The sequence below is a fragment of the Mesorhizobium sp. M1088 genome, from assembly GCF_040318575.1.
Taxonomy (GTDB): domain Bacteria; phylum Pseudomonadota; class Alphaproteobacteria; order Rhizobiales; family Rhizobiaceae; genus Mesorhizobium.
The window spans coordinates 30,808-47,101 of sequence record NZ_JAMYMO010000005.1; the positions used below are offsets into that span (position 1 = coordinate 30,808).

16 protein-coding genes are annotated in these 16,294 nt (G+C 64.4%); 12 read left to right on the forward strand and 4 right to left on the reverse strand.

The genetic code is table 11. From position 1 onward, the window contains the following. The first annotated feature begins 45 nt into the window (after positions 1–45). The 10 genes from NKH49_RS08230 to NKH49_RS08275 all read left to right on the forward strand — a co-directional run bounded on the left by NKH49_RS08230 (position 46) and on the right by NKH49_RS08275 (position 11,075). The gene (locus tag NKH49_RS08230) at positions 46–1,191 is read left to right on the forward strand and encodes an ABC transporter ATP-binding protein (RefSeq protein WP_352925897.1); all 1,146 of its coding nucleotides are present in this window, start codon (positions 46–48) and stop codon (positions 1,189–1,191) included. After that, on the forward strand, positions 1,158–2,321 hold the full coding sequence (locus NKH49_RS08235; protein WP_352470751.1) for an ABC transporter substrate-binding protein: 1,164 nt from the start codon (positions 1,158–1,160) through the stop codon (positions 2,319–2,321). Before NKH49_RS08230 ends, NKH49_RS08235 begins: the two co-directional genes overlap by 34 nt. Before the next feature lie 76 nt (positions 2,322–2,397). Next, complete coding sequence (locus tag NKH49_RS08240) at positions 2,398–3,261, forward strand: ABC transporter permease (protein ID WP_352613189.1); 864 nt, start codon at positions 2,398–2,400, stop codon at positions 3,259–3,261. After that, positions 3,261–4,073, forward strand: coding sequence for an ABC transporter permease (locus NKH49_RS08245; protein WP_352540869.1), 813 nt, complete (start codon positions 3,261–3,263; stop codon positions 4,071–4,073). The genes NKH49_RS08240 and NKH49_RS08245 overlap by 1 nt, the downstream gene beginning before the upstream one ends. Positions 4,074–4,085: 12 nt before the next feature. Continuing rightward, the gene (locus NKH49_RS08250) at positions 4,086–4,847 is read left to right on the forward strand and encodes an SDR family NAD(P)-dependent oxidoreductase (RefSeq protein WP_023678183.1); all 762 of its coding nucleotides are present in this window, start codon (positions 4,086–4,088) and stop codon (positions 4,845–4,847) included. Positions 4,848–4,987: 140 nt separating this feature from the next. Beyond that, entirely contained in the window at positions 4,988–6,193 is a 1,206-nt protein-coding gene (gene pcaF / locus NKH49_RS08255) for a 3-oxoadipyl-CoA thiolase (protein WP_352613192.1), read from the forward strand. Positions 6,194–6,345: 152 nt separating this feature from the next. Next, positions 6,346–7,377 (forward strand): BMP family protein, encoded by a 1,032-nt coding sequence (locus NKH49_RS08260; RefSeq protein WP_352613194.1) that lies wholly within the window; start codon positions 6,346–6,348, stop codon positions 7,375–7,377. 211 nt (positions 7,378–7,588) lie between these two features. Then, complete coding sequence (locus NKH49_RS08265) at positions 7,589–9,079, forward strand: ABC transporter ATP-binding protein (RefSeq protein WP_502907861.1); 1,491 nt, start codon at positions 7,589–7,591, stop codon at positions 9,077–9,079. Continuing rightward, positions 9,079–10,134 carry an ABC transporter permease gene (locus tag NKH49_RS08270; RefSeq protein ID WP_352540873.1) on the forward strand — a complete coding sequence of 352 codons (1,056 nt, stop codon included), beginning with the start codon at positions 9,079–9,081 and terminating at the stop codon, positions 10,132–10,134. The genes NKH49_RS08265 and NKH49_RS08270 overlap by 1 nt, the downstream gene beginning before the upstream one ends. Further along, positions 10,131–11,075: an ABC transporter permease gene (locus NKH49_RS08275; protein WP_023678177.1), complete on the forward strand. Its 945-nt coding sequence runs from the start codon at positions 10,131–10,133 to the stop codon at positions 11,073–11,075. The genes NKH49_RS08270 and NKH49_RS08275 overlap by 4 nt, the downstream gene beginning before the upstream one ends. 14 nt (positions 11,076–11,089) lie before the next feature. Here NKH49_RS08275 and NKH49_RS08280 read toward each other — a convergent pair whose 3' ends face one another. Beyond that, entirely contained in the window at positions 11,090–11,857 is a 768-nt protein-coding gene (locus NKH49_RS08280; protein ID WP_352925900.1) for an SDR family NAD(P)-dependent oxidoreductase, read from the reverse strand. 264 nt (positions 11,858–12,121) lie between these two features. Between NKH49_RS08280 and NKH49_RS08285 the strand changes: the two genes are divergently transcribed. Both NKH49_RS08285 and NKH49_RS08290 read left to right on the forward strand, forming a co-directional pair. Then, positions 12,122–12,277, forward strand: coding sequence for a hypothetical protein (locus NKH49_RS08285; RefSeq protein WP_023678176.1), 156 nt, complete (start codon positions 12,122–12,124; stop codon positions 12,275–12,277). A gap of 130 nt (positions 12,278–12,407) precedes the next feature. After that, a complete protein-coding gene (locus tag NKH49_RS08290) occupies positions 12,408–13,355 on the forward strand; it encodes an LLM class flavin-dependent oxidoreductase (protein ID WP_352613200.1) in 948 nt (315 codons plus the stop codon). A 34-nt stretch (positions 13,356–13,389) separates the two neighbouring features. On the opposite strand, the gene NKH49_RS08295 is transcribed toward NKH49_RS08290, so the two are convergent. The 3 genes from NKH49_RS08295 to NKH49_RS08305 are packed head-to-tail and all read right to left on the reverse strand — an operon-like array spanning position 13,390 to position 16,293. After that, positions 13,390–14,340, reverse strand: a complete 951-nt coding sequence (locus tag NKH49_RS08295; RefSeq protein WP_352613202.1) for a dihydrodipicolinate synthase family protein — start codon at positions 14,338–14,340, stop codon at positions 13,390–13,392. Then, a complete protein-coding gene (locus tag NKH49_RS08300) occupies positions 14,330–15,325 on the reverse strand; it encodes a Gfo/Idh/MocA family protein (protein ID WP_352613204.1) in 996 nt (331 codons plus the stop codon). Before NKH49_RS08300 ends, NKH49_RS08295 begins: the two co-directional genes overlap by 11 nt. Next, positions 15,322–16,293, reverse strand: coding sequence for a Gfo/Idh/MocA family protein (locus NKH49_RS08305; protein WP_352613206.1), 972 nt, complete (start codon positions 16,291–16,293; stop codon positions 15,322–15,324). Before NKH49_RS08305 ends, NKH49_RS08300 begins: the two co-directional genes overlap by 4 nt. Between the last annotated feature and the right edge of the window lies 1 nt (position 16,294).

Sequence of the window (16,294 nt, forward strand, 5' to 3'; positions counted from 1 at the left end):
CTCTGATAGCGTTTCGAGACCAACCAGCCGCTGGAGCCCGCAGCTTTGACCGCAGTGCCCGACATCGAGTTTCGCGGGGTCACCAAACGCTACGGCAGCGTGATCGCGGTCAGCGGCATCGATCTTGCCATCCCGCCGTCTGCCTTTGTCGCGTTGCTCGGGCCGTCCGGCTGCGGCAAGACAACCTGTTTGCGCATGATCGGCGGTTTCGAACAGCCAAGCGAAGGTGTGGTATTCATCCGTGGCCGCGACATGGCCGGCACGCCGCCCTATCGGCGGCCGGTCAACATGGTGTTCCAGCAATATGCGTTGTTTCCGCATCTGGATGTGGCGGACAACGTCGCCTATGGCCTACGCCAGGCGCGGCCGCGCCTGTCGTCGCGGGAGATCAGCCTGAAGGCAGGCGAGGCGCTCGCCATGGTTCGGCTTGCGGGCTATGGACGCCGCAAGATCCATGAGCTTTCCGGCGGCCAGCAGCAGCGTGTCGCCCTGGCGCGGGCGCTGGTCAACAAGCCGGCGGTGCTGCTGCTCGACGAGCCCCTGGCGGCGCTCGACAAGAAGCTGCGCACCGACATGCAGATAGAGCTGCAGAACCTGCAGCGCGAGATCGGCATCACCTTCGTCCTGGTCACCCACGATCAGGAAGAGGCACTGTCGATGAGCGATTTCGTCTGCGTCATGAATGGCGGGCGCATCGTCCAGCTTGGGCAGCCGAGCGAAATCTACGACGAACCCGCCGACCTCTTCGTCGCCGATTTCGTCGGCAAGACCAATCTCTTGAGCGGCAAGGTCGTCGGGCTCTCGGGCAAGCTCGTCGAGATAGCGCTTGCCGACGGCACCGTCATCGCCGCGCGCAAGCGCACTTCGCTAGCCCAGGGCGAAGCCGTCTCGGTCAGCCTGCGTCCTGAATCCTTAAGTCTCGGCGCGCCCGGAAGCGGCCGGCTGAACGGGCTTGTCCGCAACCGGATCTTTCTCGGTTCCACCGCGGAATATGCAATCGAGGTCCAAGGCATCGGGACACTGCTCGCCAAGGCCGATCATCTGGTTGGCGGTGGAAATCTCTTCAAGCCGGGTGAACCCGTCGCCGTCGGCTTTACAGCCGGAACGCCGCTGGCGTTTCCGGAGAATAACGGGACCAACCAGAGGGAAAAACAAAAATGTCGAAATCGTATCGTGACGGACTGCCGATAAGCCCTGAAAAATTCGTCGACCAGTTGATGCGCCTCAAGCGCGGTTCCATCGGCCGCCGCGAGTTCCTTGGCCTCACCGGCCTAGGCATCGCAACGGCAGTAATGGCCCGCGAACTCGGCATCATGCCGTCGCCAGCCTTCGCCCAGGAGGGGCTTGGCGACCGCATGTCGATTGCCACCTGGCCCAATTATCACGACCCGGCGACGTTCGAGAATTTCAAGGCCGAAACCGGCGTTGCCGTCGAGGTGAACGTGTTCGGGTCAAACGAGGAGATGCTGGCCAAGCTGCAGGCCGGCGCCTCGGGCTGGAGCCTTTTCGTTCCGACCAACTACACGATCTCGACTTACAAGAAGCTTGGCATCATCGAGGCGCTGGATATGGCCAAGCTTGCCAATTATGACGGCTCGCAAGAAGACCCGCGCTTCACTGGGGAAGGCACGATCGATGGCGTGACCTACGCGGTGCCGAAGAATTGGGGCACCACCGGCTTTGCCGTCAACACCAAGAAACTGACCAAGCCGATGACAAGCTGGAAGGAATTCTGGGACACGGCCATGGCGGAGGGCGACGGCCGGACCATGGTTCATGATTACCAGCTGACCACGATCGGCAACGCGCTGAAATATTTCGGCTTCTCGTTCAACTCGCTGAAGCCGGACGAACTCGCCAAGGCGGAGGAATTGCTGCTGAAGGTCAAGCCGCATCTGTTCGCGGTCTCCAGCGACTACCAGCCGTCGATGCGTGCCGGCGACGCCTGGATGACGATGTGCTGGACCAATGACGGGGCGCAGCTCCACCGCGACATCCCCGAAATCGCCTACGTGCTTGGCAAGGAAGGCGGCGAGATCTGGACCGACTTCTACGCAATACCCAAGGATGCGCCGAACAAGCCTGCCGGCTATGCCTTGCTCAACTATTTGATGAACCCGAAAGTCGCGGTCAAGGAGCACCTGGCCAACGGCGCGCCTTCCACCGATGCGCGGGTCAATGCGCTGCTGCCCAAGGAGGTGCTGGACAATCCGATCCTCTATCCGGCGGCGGATCTGCTGAAGCCGCTCGAATTCGGTGCGGCCGCAACGCTAACCGATCCGGGCCGGGCCGAATTGATGGCACGCTTCAAGTCGGCTTGAACCTGGCAGGCTACAGGCTCGATGCAGGCAACTCCCCGGCGGACAGATGTCCGCCGGCACGGGGGCGGTTTTTTCAATGCGCAGCAATGTCCTTCGTCACAATCTCCTGACCGCCCTGCTGCTCGGTCCAGCAACTGCGTGGCTGGTGGTGTTTTTAGTTTTGCCGTTCGTGGCGATTGCCGTTTTCAGCGTCGGCGAGCGGGCGCCGGAAGGCGGCTATCAGGCCGCTTTCACCTTGGCGCAGTTTGCCAATCTTCCGGCGCGGGCGACCGCCTTCTGGAACACCATGGTGCTGGCGCCGGCGGGCGCACTGGCCTGTCTTCTCGTGGCCTATCCGGTCGCCTATTACCTCGCTTTGCGCGCGCCGGAACGGTGGCGGCTGATCCTGCTGGCGCTTGTCGTCATCCCGTTCTGGACCAGCCTGCTGATGCGAACCTATGCCTGGATGTATGTGCTTGGCGGGCGCGGCATCCCAGCTCTCCTAGCCTATGTCGGGATGGAGGACGTGCGGCTGATCAACACGCCGGGAGCGGTTCTGCTCGGCATCGTCTATGGTTATCTGCCGCTGATGATCCTGCCGATCTATGTCAGCCTCGAGCGGCTCGACCGCCGGCTGCTGGAGGCCTCCGCCGATCTCGGCGCGACGCCGATCTCGACATTCCTCGGCGTGACGCTGCGGCTGTCGCTGCCAGGTGTGATGACCGGCTTCTCGCTGGTCATGATCCTGCTGCTCGGCGAATATCTGATCCCGACGCTACTCGGCGGCGGCAAGGTCTTCTTCATCGGCAACGCGCTGGTCGATCTGTTCCTGCAATCGCGCAATTGGCCATTCGGATCGGCAATCGCCATCACACTTGTGGCGGTTTCAGTGGTCGTGCTGCTTGCCGCGAACCGCATTTCGATCCGGCTTTCGGGTGCCCGCCGGGTGGACCTGATCTGATGCGTGCCTTCGTCGTTGCGGTCTTTGCCTTTCTCTACCTGCCGATCGCGCTGGTAGTGCTGTTTTCGTTCAACGCCGGCCACCACGCCAGCGAGTTCACTGGCTTCTCGGTGCAATGGTACGGCAAGGCACTAGCAAACCCGTTCCTGGTCGAAGCGCTGAAGAACAGCCTGTTCATCGCCACGACCAGCGCCTTGCTGGCGGCGCTGTGCGGCACGGCCGCCGCGGTTGGCCTGGCGCGTGTCGGGGCGCGGACGCGAGCCGTGTTCGATGCGCTTTTGGGTGCTGCGATCGTCGTTCCTGGTGTCGTCATCGGCATCTCGACGCTGGTCGCGCTGGTCCAGCTATTCGGGGTGGTCAACCCGTTTGTCGCTTCGCTGTGGCCGAACGACCAGCCACCGCGCCTGGCGCTCGGCTATGGCTCGATCATCGCCGCGCACGGGCTGTTTTCGATGGCGCTGGTGGCGATGATTGTCGGCACGCGCCTCGGCAGCCTCGACCGCAATCTGGTCGAGGCCTCGAGCGATCTTTACGCCACCCCGCTGACGACGTTCCGCAGCATCGTGTTGCCGCAGATCATGCCGGCGGTGATCGCCGGCTTCCTGCTCGCCTTCACATTCTCCTTCGACGATTTCATCGTCGCGTTCTTCGTCGCCGGCGCACAGACGACGTTGCCGATCTATGTCTTCGCCTCGATCCGGCGCGGGGTCACGCCGGAGATCAATGCCATCGCGACGATCGTGCTCGTCGCCTCCGTTCTGCTCGTGGTGCTTGCCCAATGGCAACTGCGGCAACGAAAACCATCACACTGAAAGATAAAAAACATGATTCTGAGAGATCGCATCGCCGTGGTGACGGGTGCCGGGTCGGGGATCGGGCGTGCCGGCGCCATGATGATGGCCAGGGAAGGCGCGCTCGTGGTGATCGCCGACAGGGACCAGGCGGCGGGGGAAGCAACCGCTTCCGACATTCGTGCGGCCGGCGGTCGGGCCGAGGCCGTCGCCACCGACGTCGGCGAGGATGCGGCGGTCGAGCAGCTCATTGCGGGAACGCTGGGCCGGCATCGGCGGATCGACATCCTGCACAACCATGCCGGGATCCAGGTCGGCGGCACGCTGACCGAAGTCGGCGCCGACGGCATGGATGCCTCCTGGCGGATCAATGTGCGGGCGCAGTTCCTCGCGGCCAGGCTGGTCATGCCGTCGATGATCGCGCAAGGCGGCGGGGTGATCCTGAATACCGCCTCGAATTCGGGTGTGTTCTACGACCGCGAAATGATCGCCTACGCAACGTCAAAACATGCAGTGGTGGCGATGACCCGGCAGATGTCGCTCGACTATGCCAAACACAATGTCCGCATCAACGCGCTGTGCCCCGGCTGGGTCGATACGCCCTTCAACGAGCCGTTCATCGCGCAGATGGGCGGGCGGGCGGCGATCGAGAACTATGTCCGCACCAAAATTCCCATGCAGCGCTGGGCCAGCGCAGAGGAAATCGCGGAAGCGATCCTGTTCCTCGTCTCCGACCGCTCGTCCTTCATGACCGGTCAGGCGCTGGTGATCGACGGTGGAGAAAGCATCGGCTGATCCGCCGCTCCCGGTGGGCGGCAGCTGAAATTCTCTTTGGCCTAACGGCCGGCAGCGAGATGTGCTTTCGTCTCAAGGAGAATGCGGCCAAGATGGCGGGCCGGGAGAAGAAATCGTCAGTGCAAGAGAGAGGCGGCATAATGGCCGAGGCGTATATCTGCGACTACATCCGCACGCCGATCGGGCGCTTCGGCGGTTCGTTGTCGGCGGTCCGTGCCGACGATCTCGGCGCTATCCCTCTGAGGGCGCTGGTCGAGCGTAATTCGGGCATCGACTGGGCCGCCATCGACGATGTCGTCTATGGCTGCGCCAACCAGGCCGGCGAGGACAACCGCAATGTGGCGCGCATGGCGCTGCTGCTGGCCGGCCTGCCCAAGGAGGTTTCGGGCTCGACCGTCAACCGTCTCTGCGGTTCGGGCATGGATGCGGTGATGATTGCTGCCCGCGCCATCAAGGCCGGCGAGGCGGAGTTGATGATATCAGGCGGCGTCGAATCGATGAGCCGCGCTCCGTTCGTGCTGCCGAAGGCAGAGACCGCCTTTTCGCGCAATGCCGAGATTTACGATACCACGATCGGCTGGCGCTTCATCAATCCGCTGATGAAGAAGCAATACGGCGTCGATTCGATGCCGGAGACCGGCGAGAACGTGGCGGAAGAGTTCGCTGTCTCCCGCGCCGACCAGGACGCATTTGCCGTGCGCAGCCAGGACAAGGCTGTAGCCGCACAAGCCAATGGCCGGCTGGCAAAGGAAATCACGCCGGTGACGATCGCGCAGCGCAAGGGCGATCCGGTCGTTGTCGACAGAGATGAGCATCCCCGCGGCGGCACGTCGATCGAAGCGTTGGCCAAGTTGCCGACGCCGTTCCGGCAAGGCGGCACGGTTACGGCCGGCAATGCCTCGGGCGTCAATGACGGCGCCGCGGCGCTGATCGTCGCCTCGGAAGCAGCCGCGAAAAGATACGGGTTGACGCCGATCGCCCGTATCCTCGGCGGTGCCACCGCCGGCGTCGCTCCGCGCATCATGGGCATCGGTCCGGTGCCGGCCACGCAGAAGCTGTGTGCCCGGCTCGGCCTGAAGCCACAACAGTTCGATGTCGTCGAGCTCAACGAGGCCTTCGCCTCGCAAGGCATCGCCGTGCTGCGCCAGCTCGGCATTGCCGAGGATGCGGAGCACGTCAACCCGAATGGCGGTGCCATCGCGCTCGGCCATCCGCTCGGCATGTCCGGCGCGCGCATATCAGGCACGGCGGCGCTGGAGCTGCGCGAACGCAGCGCCCGCTATGCACTTGCCACCATGTGCATCGGGGTCGGCCAGGGGATCGCGGTGGCGCTGGAGAGATTGTGAGCAAGCGTCGATTTGCCGGACCATTTAATGGCGCGTTCCGCCCACTCAAATTTGACCATGTGGACAAAAGCCGGGCACCGTTCCATAGTTCCTTCGCTGATATTCCAGAGAAGAGAGCCGGCTCGACACGGCGCCAATCAGAGGGGCATGCAATGGACAACGGGAAGAGCAGAATCCAATCGAAACGCGCAGAGCTTTCGCGCCGCAACGTGCTGGAGCTGGGCGCGCTCGGCCTGGCGGCGGCGATGCTGCCGGGCAGCGCCTTTGCCAAGACCAAGAAGCTGAAAGTGGCGGCTATCTTCGCCACGCCGATCGAGGAGCCGTGGGACAACCAGATCCATGTTGCCCTGCAGAAGGCCGAGAAGGAACTCGGCATCGAATACAAATGGTCGGAGAAGGTGCAGACGGCCGATTTCAGCCGCGTCATGCGCGAATATGCGCAGGGCGGCTATGAGCTGGTGCTGGGGGATGCCTTCGCCGCCGAGCGCGAATCGCGCAGGACCGCCAAGCAGTTCCCGAAGACTGCCTTCCTGTTCGGCTCCGGCGCCGGGCCGGCCGAGCCGAATTTCGGCGTTTTCGACAACTGGATTCACGAGCCGGCCTATCTGTCCGGGATGATCGCCGGAAAGATGTCGAAATCGGGCACGATCGGCGCCGTCGCGGCGATGGGCATTCCGGAAGTGAACCGGCTGGTCAACGCCTTCTTTGCCGGCGCCAGGGAGGTCAATCCCGACATCAAGAAGAAGGTCGCCTTCATCGGCTCGTTCTTCGATCCGCCAAAGGCAAAGGAAGCGGCGGTCGCCCAGATCGACGCCGGCGTCGACGTCATCTATGCCGAGCGCTTCGGCGTCATCGAAGCGGCGGCGGAGAAGAAGATCCTCGCTATCTCCAACATGTCGGACCAGTCGAGCCTCGGCCCCGACACCGTGATCACCGGGCCGGTCTGGGACATGTATCCGACCGTCGAGCAGGCGATCAAGCTGGTCAAGGCCGGCGTCTTCACCGCGCAGGATTACGGCGATTTCTCGCGCATGGCCAAGGGCGGCTCCTATCTCGCGCCCTACCACAAGTTCGACAAGACGCTGCCGGCCGAGGTCAAGGAACTGGTCGAGAAGAAGAAGGCCGAGATCCTCGATGGCAATTTCCGCGTCGACGTCGATGAGAATACGCCGGTCTCGGACTGAGCGGCGCATCCCTCCCCCTTGAGGGGAGGGTGGCCCGCAGGGCCGGGTGGGGTCCTCGGCGACGCGCGCCATCTTTTTCGGTCTAAACGTCGAGGCAGCTGAGGGGACCCCCCCGCCTCGCTTCGCTCGGCACCCTCCCCTCAAGGGGGAGGGATATCGGCGTCAACGCCACCAGGATCCCGCCTTGTCAACGCCTGCCCCTCTCATCGAAATGCGCGGCATCTCCAAGAGCTTTGGCGCCGTCAAGGCGAACGAGGCCGTCGATCTCAGCGTGGCGCCGGGCGAAATCCTCGGGCTGCTCGGCGAAAACGGCGCCGGCAAGACGACGCTGATGAACGTGCTGTTCGGCGCCTATGCGCCCGATGCCGGCGAGATCCTGGTGCAGGGCCGGTCGGTGGCGATCAACAGTTCGGCCGATGCGCTGGCCGTCGGCATCGGCATGGTGCACCAGCATTTTCATCTCGCACCGCAGCTTTCGGTGCTGGAGAACCTCTTGATCGGCATTCCCGGCAGATCGGGCCGGATCAACCGCGCCGGCGGGCTGGCGCGGCTCGCCGAGATCGGCCGCCAGCACGGGCTGATGCTCGACCCGGACCTCCCCGTCTCGGCGCTGTCGGTCGGCGAGCAACAGCGGCTCGAAATCGTCAAGGCGCTGTTTCGCGGCGCAAGGCTGCTGATCCTCGACGAGCCGACGGCGGTGTTGGCACCAACCGAGGTCGACGGGCTGTTTTCGGCGCTGCGCTCGATGGCGGCACAAGGGCTCGGCATCATCTTCATCTCGCATAAGCTCAACGAGGTGCGAGCGCTGACGCATCGCTGCGTCGTGCTCCGGCATGGGCGCGTTGCCGGCCGCGTCGATGCGCCGGCCAGCACCACGTCCTCGGAGATGGCGCGGCTGATGTGCGGCCACGAGATCGTGCCTCCGGCCAGAGGACCGTCGATGCCGGGTGCGGCCGTGCTGACCCTCGACGGTATCTCGACATCGCATCATTCCGGCATGGCGCTGCGCGATGTTTCGCTGTCGGTTCGTGGCGGCGAGATCCTCGGCATCGCCGGCGTCTCCGGCAATGGCCAGCGAGCGCTTGCCGAGGTCATCTCCGGCGTGCGTGCGCCCGATGCCGGGAAGATGACCATAGCCGGCAAAACGGTTTCGCGGTTCTCGCCGAGCACAGTGCAGGCGCTCGGCCTCGGCCGCATCCCGGAAGACCGTATGACGACAGGGCTGGTCACCAATCTGCCGCTCGCCGATTCGATGGTGCTGCCGCGCATCGGCACGGCGGCGTTCAGCCGCAACGGCCTGCTCAAGCCGGATGCGATCCGCGCCTTCGCCGAAGCGCAGATCAAGGCCTACGATATACGTTGCCCGGGGCCGATGACGCGCGCCGGGGCGCTTTCCGGCGGCAATCTGCAAAAGGCGCTTCTGGCGCGCGAACTCGCTTTCGATCCGAAGGTGCTGATCGTTTCGCAGCCGACTCGCGGCCTCGATATCGGCGCCGCGCGCTTCATCCACGAAAAATTCCTCGACATGCGCGCCAAGGGCTGCGGCATCATCGTCATCGGCGAGGATCTGGAAGAGTTGCTGATGCTCTCGGATCGTATCGCGGTGATGTATGAAGGCCGCATCGTCGGCACGCTGAACAGCGCCGACGCCAGCATCGCCAGACTCGGGTTGATGATGACCGGAGCGGAGGGCCATGCCTGATGTTCCGTCTCGAGGCCCGCACCTCAACGCCCGCCTGGTTCAATCTGGCGCTGCCGCTGCTCGCTATCGGCGCGACGCTGATCCTGTGCAGCGGCCTCATCGCACTGGCCGGCGCCGGCGTCGTCGAGGCTTATGGCGTTATGTTTTCGGCGTCTTTGGGCGACAGCTACGCCATCACCGAAACGCTGGTGCGTGCCGCGCCGATGATCTTCACCGGACTGGCCGTGGCGGTCGCCTTCCGCGCCAAATTCTGGAACATCGGCGCCGAAGGGCAATTGCTGGCTGGTGCGGCGGCGAGCTGTGCCGTCGGTGCAATCCCGATGCCGGGGCCGCTCGCCATGCTGCTGATGGCGCTGGCGGGCGCTGCCGCCGGCGCGGCCGTCGCCCTGATCCCCGCCACGCTGAGGGTAAAATTCAGGGTCGATGACGTGGTCAGCTCACTGCTGCTCAACTCGGTCATTTTCTATGCACTGATGGCGCTGATCGAGGGGCCATGGAAGGACAGTTTCAGCGGCTACCCGATCTCGCCGCCGATCGAGGATACGGCCAATTTTCCGGTGCTGCTCGAAGGCACACGGCTGCATCTCGGCGTCGTCGCGGCGCTGGTCGCGGCACCGGTCATCTGGTTCGTGGTCGCGCGCACCACGCTCGGCTTCCGCATCAGGGTCACCGGCGAAAACCCCGAGGCGGCGCGCTATGGCGGCATCAATGTCGAGCGGGTGCTGATTTCGACGGCGCTGCTGTCTGGCGCATTGGCCGGCCTTGCCGGCGTCGGCGAGGTCGGCGGCGTGCATTTCCAGGTGATGAGCGACATCTCGCCGGGCTATGGCTATTCCGGCATCGTCGTCGCCATGCTGGCGAGGCTCAATCCGCTCGGCGTCGTGCCGGCGGCGATCTTCCTTGCCGCCGTCATGACCGGCGCCGAGGCGATGTCGCGGGCGACCGGCGTTCCGGCCTTCCTCAGCGATGTTATTCAGGGAACCGCATTGCTTGCCATGCTGGTGGCGCTGCTGTTCACCGCCTATCGCCTCCGTCGCGTGGGAATAGCCAAATGAGCGTGGTGCTGGAGCAGATATTCCAAGTCGGCTTCCTGGCCGCCATCATCCGCATCGCCACGCCGTTGGCCTTTGCGACGCTGGGCGAGATGTTCTCCGAGCGCGCCGGGGTGCTCAATCTCGGCATCGAAGGCATCATGCTTTTGTCGGCGATGACCGGCTTCACCGCGGCGAGCCTCAGCGGCAGCCTTTGGCTTGGCGTGCTCGCGGCGGTGCTGACCGGGGCGCTGATGGGCGCCGTGCACGCGCTGTTCACTGTAGCGCTCGGCCTCAGCCAGCATGTCTGCGGCATCGGCGTGACGCTGTTCTCGTCGGGCCTTGCCTATTTCCTCTACCGGCTGATCTTCGGACAGCAATCGGTGCCACCGAACATCAAGGGGTTCGAGACGCTGCCGATCCCGATCCTGTCCGACATACCGGTGCTTGGGCCGGCGGTGTTCAATCAGTTTTCGCTGGTCTACATGGCGATGCTGGCCATACCGCTGGCCGCCTTCGTGCTCTACCGCACGCCTTGGGGCCTAGCGGTGCGCATGGTCGGCGAAAACCCGCGTGCCGCCGATTCTGCCGGCGTCAGCGTCATTGCAACACGCTTCCAGGCGGTGATCCTCGGCGGTGCCTTGATGGGACTGGCCGGTGCCTTCCTGTCGATGGCGCAATTCAACGCCTTCACCTTCGGCGTGGTTTCGGGGCGTGGCTGGGTGGCAATCGCGCTCGTCGTTTTCGGCCGCTGGGATCCGTGGCGATCGGCAGGCGCGGCACTGCTGTTTGCCTTCGTTGACGCCTTGCAGTTGCGTATGCAGGCGAGCGGGCTTGGCCATATCCCCTACGAGGCCTTCCTGATGCTGCCGTTCATCTTCACCATCGTCGCTATGGCGGTGATGTCGCGCAATGCGGTGGCCCCGTCGGCGCTGCTCAAGCCGTTCCGGCGCGAAGAGCGGTAGCGGCGCTTCGCCTTTCACATCGCGGTGAAGCCGTTATCGACGAACAGATGGGCGCCGTTGACGAAGCTGGCCTCGTCGCTGGCCAGGAACAGGGCTGCCTTCGCGACCTCTTCCGGCTCGCCGATCCGCCCTTGCTGCGCCGCCATTGCCGCGTCGGAGACATCGACGCCGAGTTTGTCGAGATCGGCGACCTCGCGCAGGCCATGCGGTGTCCTGATGAAGCCTGGACAGACCGCATTGCAGCGGATGTTGCGGTCGCGGAACTCGACGGCGATGGCACGCGCGAACATATGGCAGGCGCCCTTGGTGGTGTCGTAAAGCACCTCCATCGGCGTCGCCGCCACCGCCGGGATCGACGAGGTGCAGACGATGGACCCGCCGCCGGCGGCGATCATGCCGGGCAACACAGCACGCGTCATCAGGAACATCGAACGCACATTGATGGCATGCAGCCAGTCCCATTCCTGCCGCGTGGTCTCCAGGAAGGGTTTGATGACGAGGGTGCCGGCGTGGTTGAACAGAACCGTGACCGGGCCGAATTTTTCCGTCGCGCCCTTCACCGCCGCTTCGACCTGCGCCTCATCCGATACGTCGGCGACCCAGTGTTCGGCGACATGGCCGCGTTGCCTGATTGCCGCTGCGGTGGCCGCCGCCGCTTCGCCGTTGCGGTCGACGATCGCCACCTTAGCGCCCTCGGCCGCGAAAAGCTCCGAGGCCGCACCGCCCATTCCCGTCGCGCCGCCCGAAATGATGGCGACCTTGCCGGCCAGTCTTGTCCCCATGGTTTGCTCCCTGCTGCCTTGTCGTGACGTCGCGGCTTTCCGCTAAAGCGATGCTATCCCTCATCCATTGGATGGCCAAGGAGCCACAGACACGTGGACCTGACGTTTCCTGCCGTCACCCCGGCATGCCGCAAAAGGCAGTGCTAAGCAGTAAAAGCACTAACTTGTCCGCCGTTTGGAGAAAATTGTTCTAAGGATCGCGCGAAAATAGCACTCGACAAAGTCTACTGATTTTATAGATTAAGCGCCGAGACGGAGGTCGATATGTCCTATAGCCAGAACGCTCAGACTGCCCGCAAAGGCCAAAGGCTGGGTTCCGACCAGGTGTGGCGGCCGGCCTATGCCGGTGCTTTCGCCTATCTCGTCTTTGCCCTTGCGTTTGTATTCACCGGGGCAGTGGTACTGGGGCTGATCCCCTGATTGTCAAGGCTCTGATCATCGAGGCTACCTCGGGATAGCGACCTGCCGTTTGCAGAAATTCCGGAGTTGATGAACCGAATGCCGGTGCGCATTTGCGCGCCCTGATTCCACCGTGATGGAGGAGATGGCAATGCCGATCGAGTTCACGCATGTTCCCGGTAAGATCCACGCTGCCGACGCCAGCTTTTTCTATGACTTTGTCGAGACCGCGACGAAGCTGTCACTGATCGAGGATGCTGGATTCCAGAGGATCGTCATCGACGACCAGGCCGGGCTGCTGACCAATATGGACCTTGCCGCCCAGACGCTGGACCGGACCTCGTCCCTGGAGGTCGTGCTCACGCATTGGGCAGGCGTGATCGAACCAACCGTGGCGGCGCGGCAGTTCGCTGCCCTCGACGCGAGAAGCGGTGGCCGGCTGTCGCTCAGGATGCTCAGCGAGCCGCTGAGCGACGACGATGCCGAGGCACGTCCGGCCGGCCACACAGTGGTCTGGCAACGCATTGATGAATATCTGGTGCTGCTGAAGCGGTTGTGGTCGAACGACAGGCCGTTCGACCATGAAGGCACCTTTTACAGCATCAAAGGCGGCTATGTGCCGCGCAAGGGGCCGCATGGTGCCGATGTGACCATCCGCATGGGCGGGCAGTCGGGCACTGCGCTCAGGGTCGCGGGCAGGCATGCGGACGTGTTCGAGCTGGCGCCTGGCTCGCTTGCAGAAATTCACCAGTCAATGGAGCGCGTACGCGGCGCTGCTGCCGAACACGGCCGGGCCGGCAAGCTGCGTTTCGCGCTTCCCGTCCGAATCCGTTCGGAAGACAAATCGGCCGCTTCCTGCCAGAAGGCGCTCGAACTTGCCGGGCCGCCGGCGCAGGTCGCGCTGTCGCTGCTTTCCTACGCCGCTTTGGGGATCAAGGAGTTCATGATCGTCGGCGTCGACAGGCCACGCGAGATTGCGACCGCCGGCCGCGAGGCGATCGCGCTGTTGCGCAATTCACTGGCACGGCGCGAGGCCGATGTCCCTCAGCCGGGGGCGTTTGTGTCACGCGCGACGCAGGGAGCACGCGCCGGCTGCTGAAGAGCCACCGTCGTCCCGCGCCTTGGTGACGGGTCTACCACCATTCCGGGAAAGCCGCGTGAGCCGCCCTGGCCAGCGTCGGTATTTCCTGATCGGGAACGGAGCTGTAGGGCCAGAGCAATCGCGGCCCAAGCGGCGCCCAGCCGCCAGCCGCCGCCATCGCCTTATCGAGTGCTGCATCACCGACATTGTAACGGGTGCGAAACGGTAGGACATGTACGGCAAGGAAGGCCTGTATGCGGGCCTCGAATTCGGCAGCTGCGGCCATGTCGGTGCGGATCATCTGCCACCACTGCACCGCGCCCTTCGGGTTGAGGCAGGCAACGTTGGAGTAGCTGCCATGGGCTCCCCCGGCATAGCCTGTTGCCAGCGTGTGGCCGGGGACGAAGACGGAAAATCCGTCCAGTCTGCGGCGCGTGTCGGCATACCAGCCGGCGTCGCCGCCCGGCAGCTTGGCGCCGACCAGCGATGGCACGGCCGCACGCAGACTGACGATGCCGTCGAGCGTCAGGCGGCGCTTGGCGTGCGGCGGATTGTAGAGCACCAGCGGTGTTTCAGGCGCGGCGTCGCACAGGCCGCCGGCAAAGCGCATGACCTCGTCGTCGCTGGGCGGCCACCAGTCGGGCAGCGTGAACTGCACCGCTGCCGGGCGAAGTCCGGCGACCCGCGTCAGTCGCTCCAGCGCGACGCGCGGATTGGACTGGCTGATGCCGATCTGGAAAGGAAGGCGCGCGCGGCCGGCTATGGTTGCGACCAACTCACAAAGCCGGTCGAATTCGGGCTCGGTCTGGCAATGGAATTCGCAGGCCGTGCCATTGGAATAGACGCCGTCGACGCCTGAGGCGCAGAGCCGGGCGATCGTCTCTTCCGTCGCCTGCCAGTCGATCGCTCCGCGATCGTCGATGGCCAGCATCACCGCGCCCCAGATGCCGCGCGGTGCGTGTGCGGGCAAGCGGGCCAGATGGTCGTCGAGGTCAGCGTCCACCGGCGATCTCGTGTTCGCGGCGGGTTTCGTTCGACGCGAAGGCAGCCTCGATAATGGCGATGATCTTGCGCGCATAGATGCCGTCGACCGGCACCGGCGTGTCATCGGCAATGGCATCGCGCATTGCGCTCCATTCGCGCACCAGCGCGTTATGCATCCAGTTCGGCTCAAAGGACCCGGGCAGCTCGGTCCAGACCGTCTCGCGGCCAAGCATGGTGCCGCGGTCCATGTCGATGCGCAGCGTTCCCCGCTCGCAGACCAGATCCATGGCATAGGTGGTGGCGCCGGTGCGATAGCCGACGCTCTGCACCTGGCCGACGCCGCCGCCGGCGAAGCGCAATCCGAGCAGAGCGCTGTCGTCTGCTTCCTGGTCATGGAACTTGGCGCCGAGCATGCCGCTCACCGACACGACATCGTCATCCATCAGCCAGACCAGGCGATCGACCGCGTGGATGCCGGCCGTCAACAGCATGCCGCCGCCGGTCGCCTTGCGCAGATGCCAGTCGCGGCGATTGTGCTCCATCCACAGCTTGATGATCCAGCTCGATCCGGCGAGCGGCCGGCCGAGCTCGCCTTCCTCCAGAATTTGCCTGGCCGCCATGCAGGGCGGGGCGAAATGCATGAGGTGGGCGACCATCAGCTTGACGCCGCCCTTGGCCACGGCGGCGTTGATCGCATCGCAGGCAGCCACCGTCGGCGCCATCGGTTTTTCGAGCAGAATATGCTTGCCGGCCTTTGCCGCGCCGATGGCCATTTCGGCATGGAGATGGTGCGGGCTGGCAATGAGGACCGCATCGACCTCCTTGTCGTCCAGCAGCCTTCGCCAGTCCGCGTAGCCGCGGCCGCCATGTTCAGCGGTGAATTGCTGCAGTGCGTCGGCATTTCCTCGAGAGGCGGCGACGAGGCGAATGCCGCCAGCCTCAGGGATTGCCCGCGCATGGGCTGCGCCGAAATCGCCGGCGCCGATAATTCCTATTCCAATCATGGTCCTGCCTTTTGATAGGCGGCGTCGATCAGCGACATCGCCGCAACATAATCTTCGATGGACACCGGCGGAGGCGCCTTTCTGGCCAGCCGGTCAAGCGTATCGCGCATGAACAGACGATAGCGCGTCGCCGGCAGTTCGACCGGCAAGTCGACGATTGCCGCGTCGTCGAGCGCTGCGCAGATAACATGGTCGCCATGATCGATGAGGGTGGCATTGGCACTGACGATGCGCCACTCGAAGTCACCGCCAGGGCGCATCGAAGCAAAGGTGTAACCGGCCTCGACGATGAACAGCGCGCCGGCCTCGTCTTCCAGCACCAGAAGTGCGTGATCCTCGACCGGGCCGGGATGGATGCGGTTCGCGATCGAAACGCTTTTCAGGCCGAGCTTGCCGGTTGCGAGGCTGAGTGCCGCGTCGACGCCGTGTATGCCGAGATTCCTCAACGCACCCCCGCCACCAACCGCCGGGTCGAGCACCCAGGCGACACCGTCGGCGATGTAGCGCCCAGGCGGGCCGTTGACCAGCCGGAACTGGCAATGCGCCACGGGGCCGGCGCGACCTTGCCGGCGCAGCCGTTCAAGGCCGGCAACGGCCGGCCCGAAACGGTTGGGCAGGGGAACAGCGACAAAAGCCTGGTACTGCCTGGCAAGGTCGCGCAGCGCCATCAGTTCCCTCGTATGGCTGGCCGCCGGCTTCTCCAGGATCAGCGGTATCCTTGCCGCGATGATCGCACGTGCCCGCGCCGGCACCATCGAAGGCTGCCCCATCAACAGGATCACATCCGGCGGGCTGGAGAGTATCTCCTTGAAATCTTCGATAAACGGCAGGTCGTGGTGCGCGGCGAACGCATGCGCTTGGCCAGGATTCTCGTCCCAGATACCGGCGATCTCCGCACCGGAAAAGCGTGCGGCGTCGAGGTGCATTTCGGCGTGCCAGTGGCTCGAGCCGGCGAGGATTATCTTCATT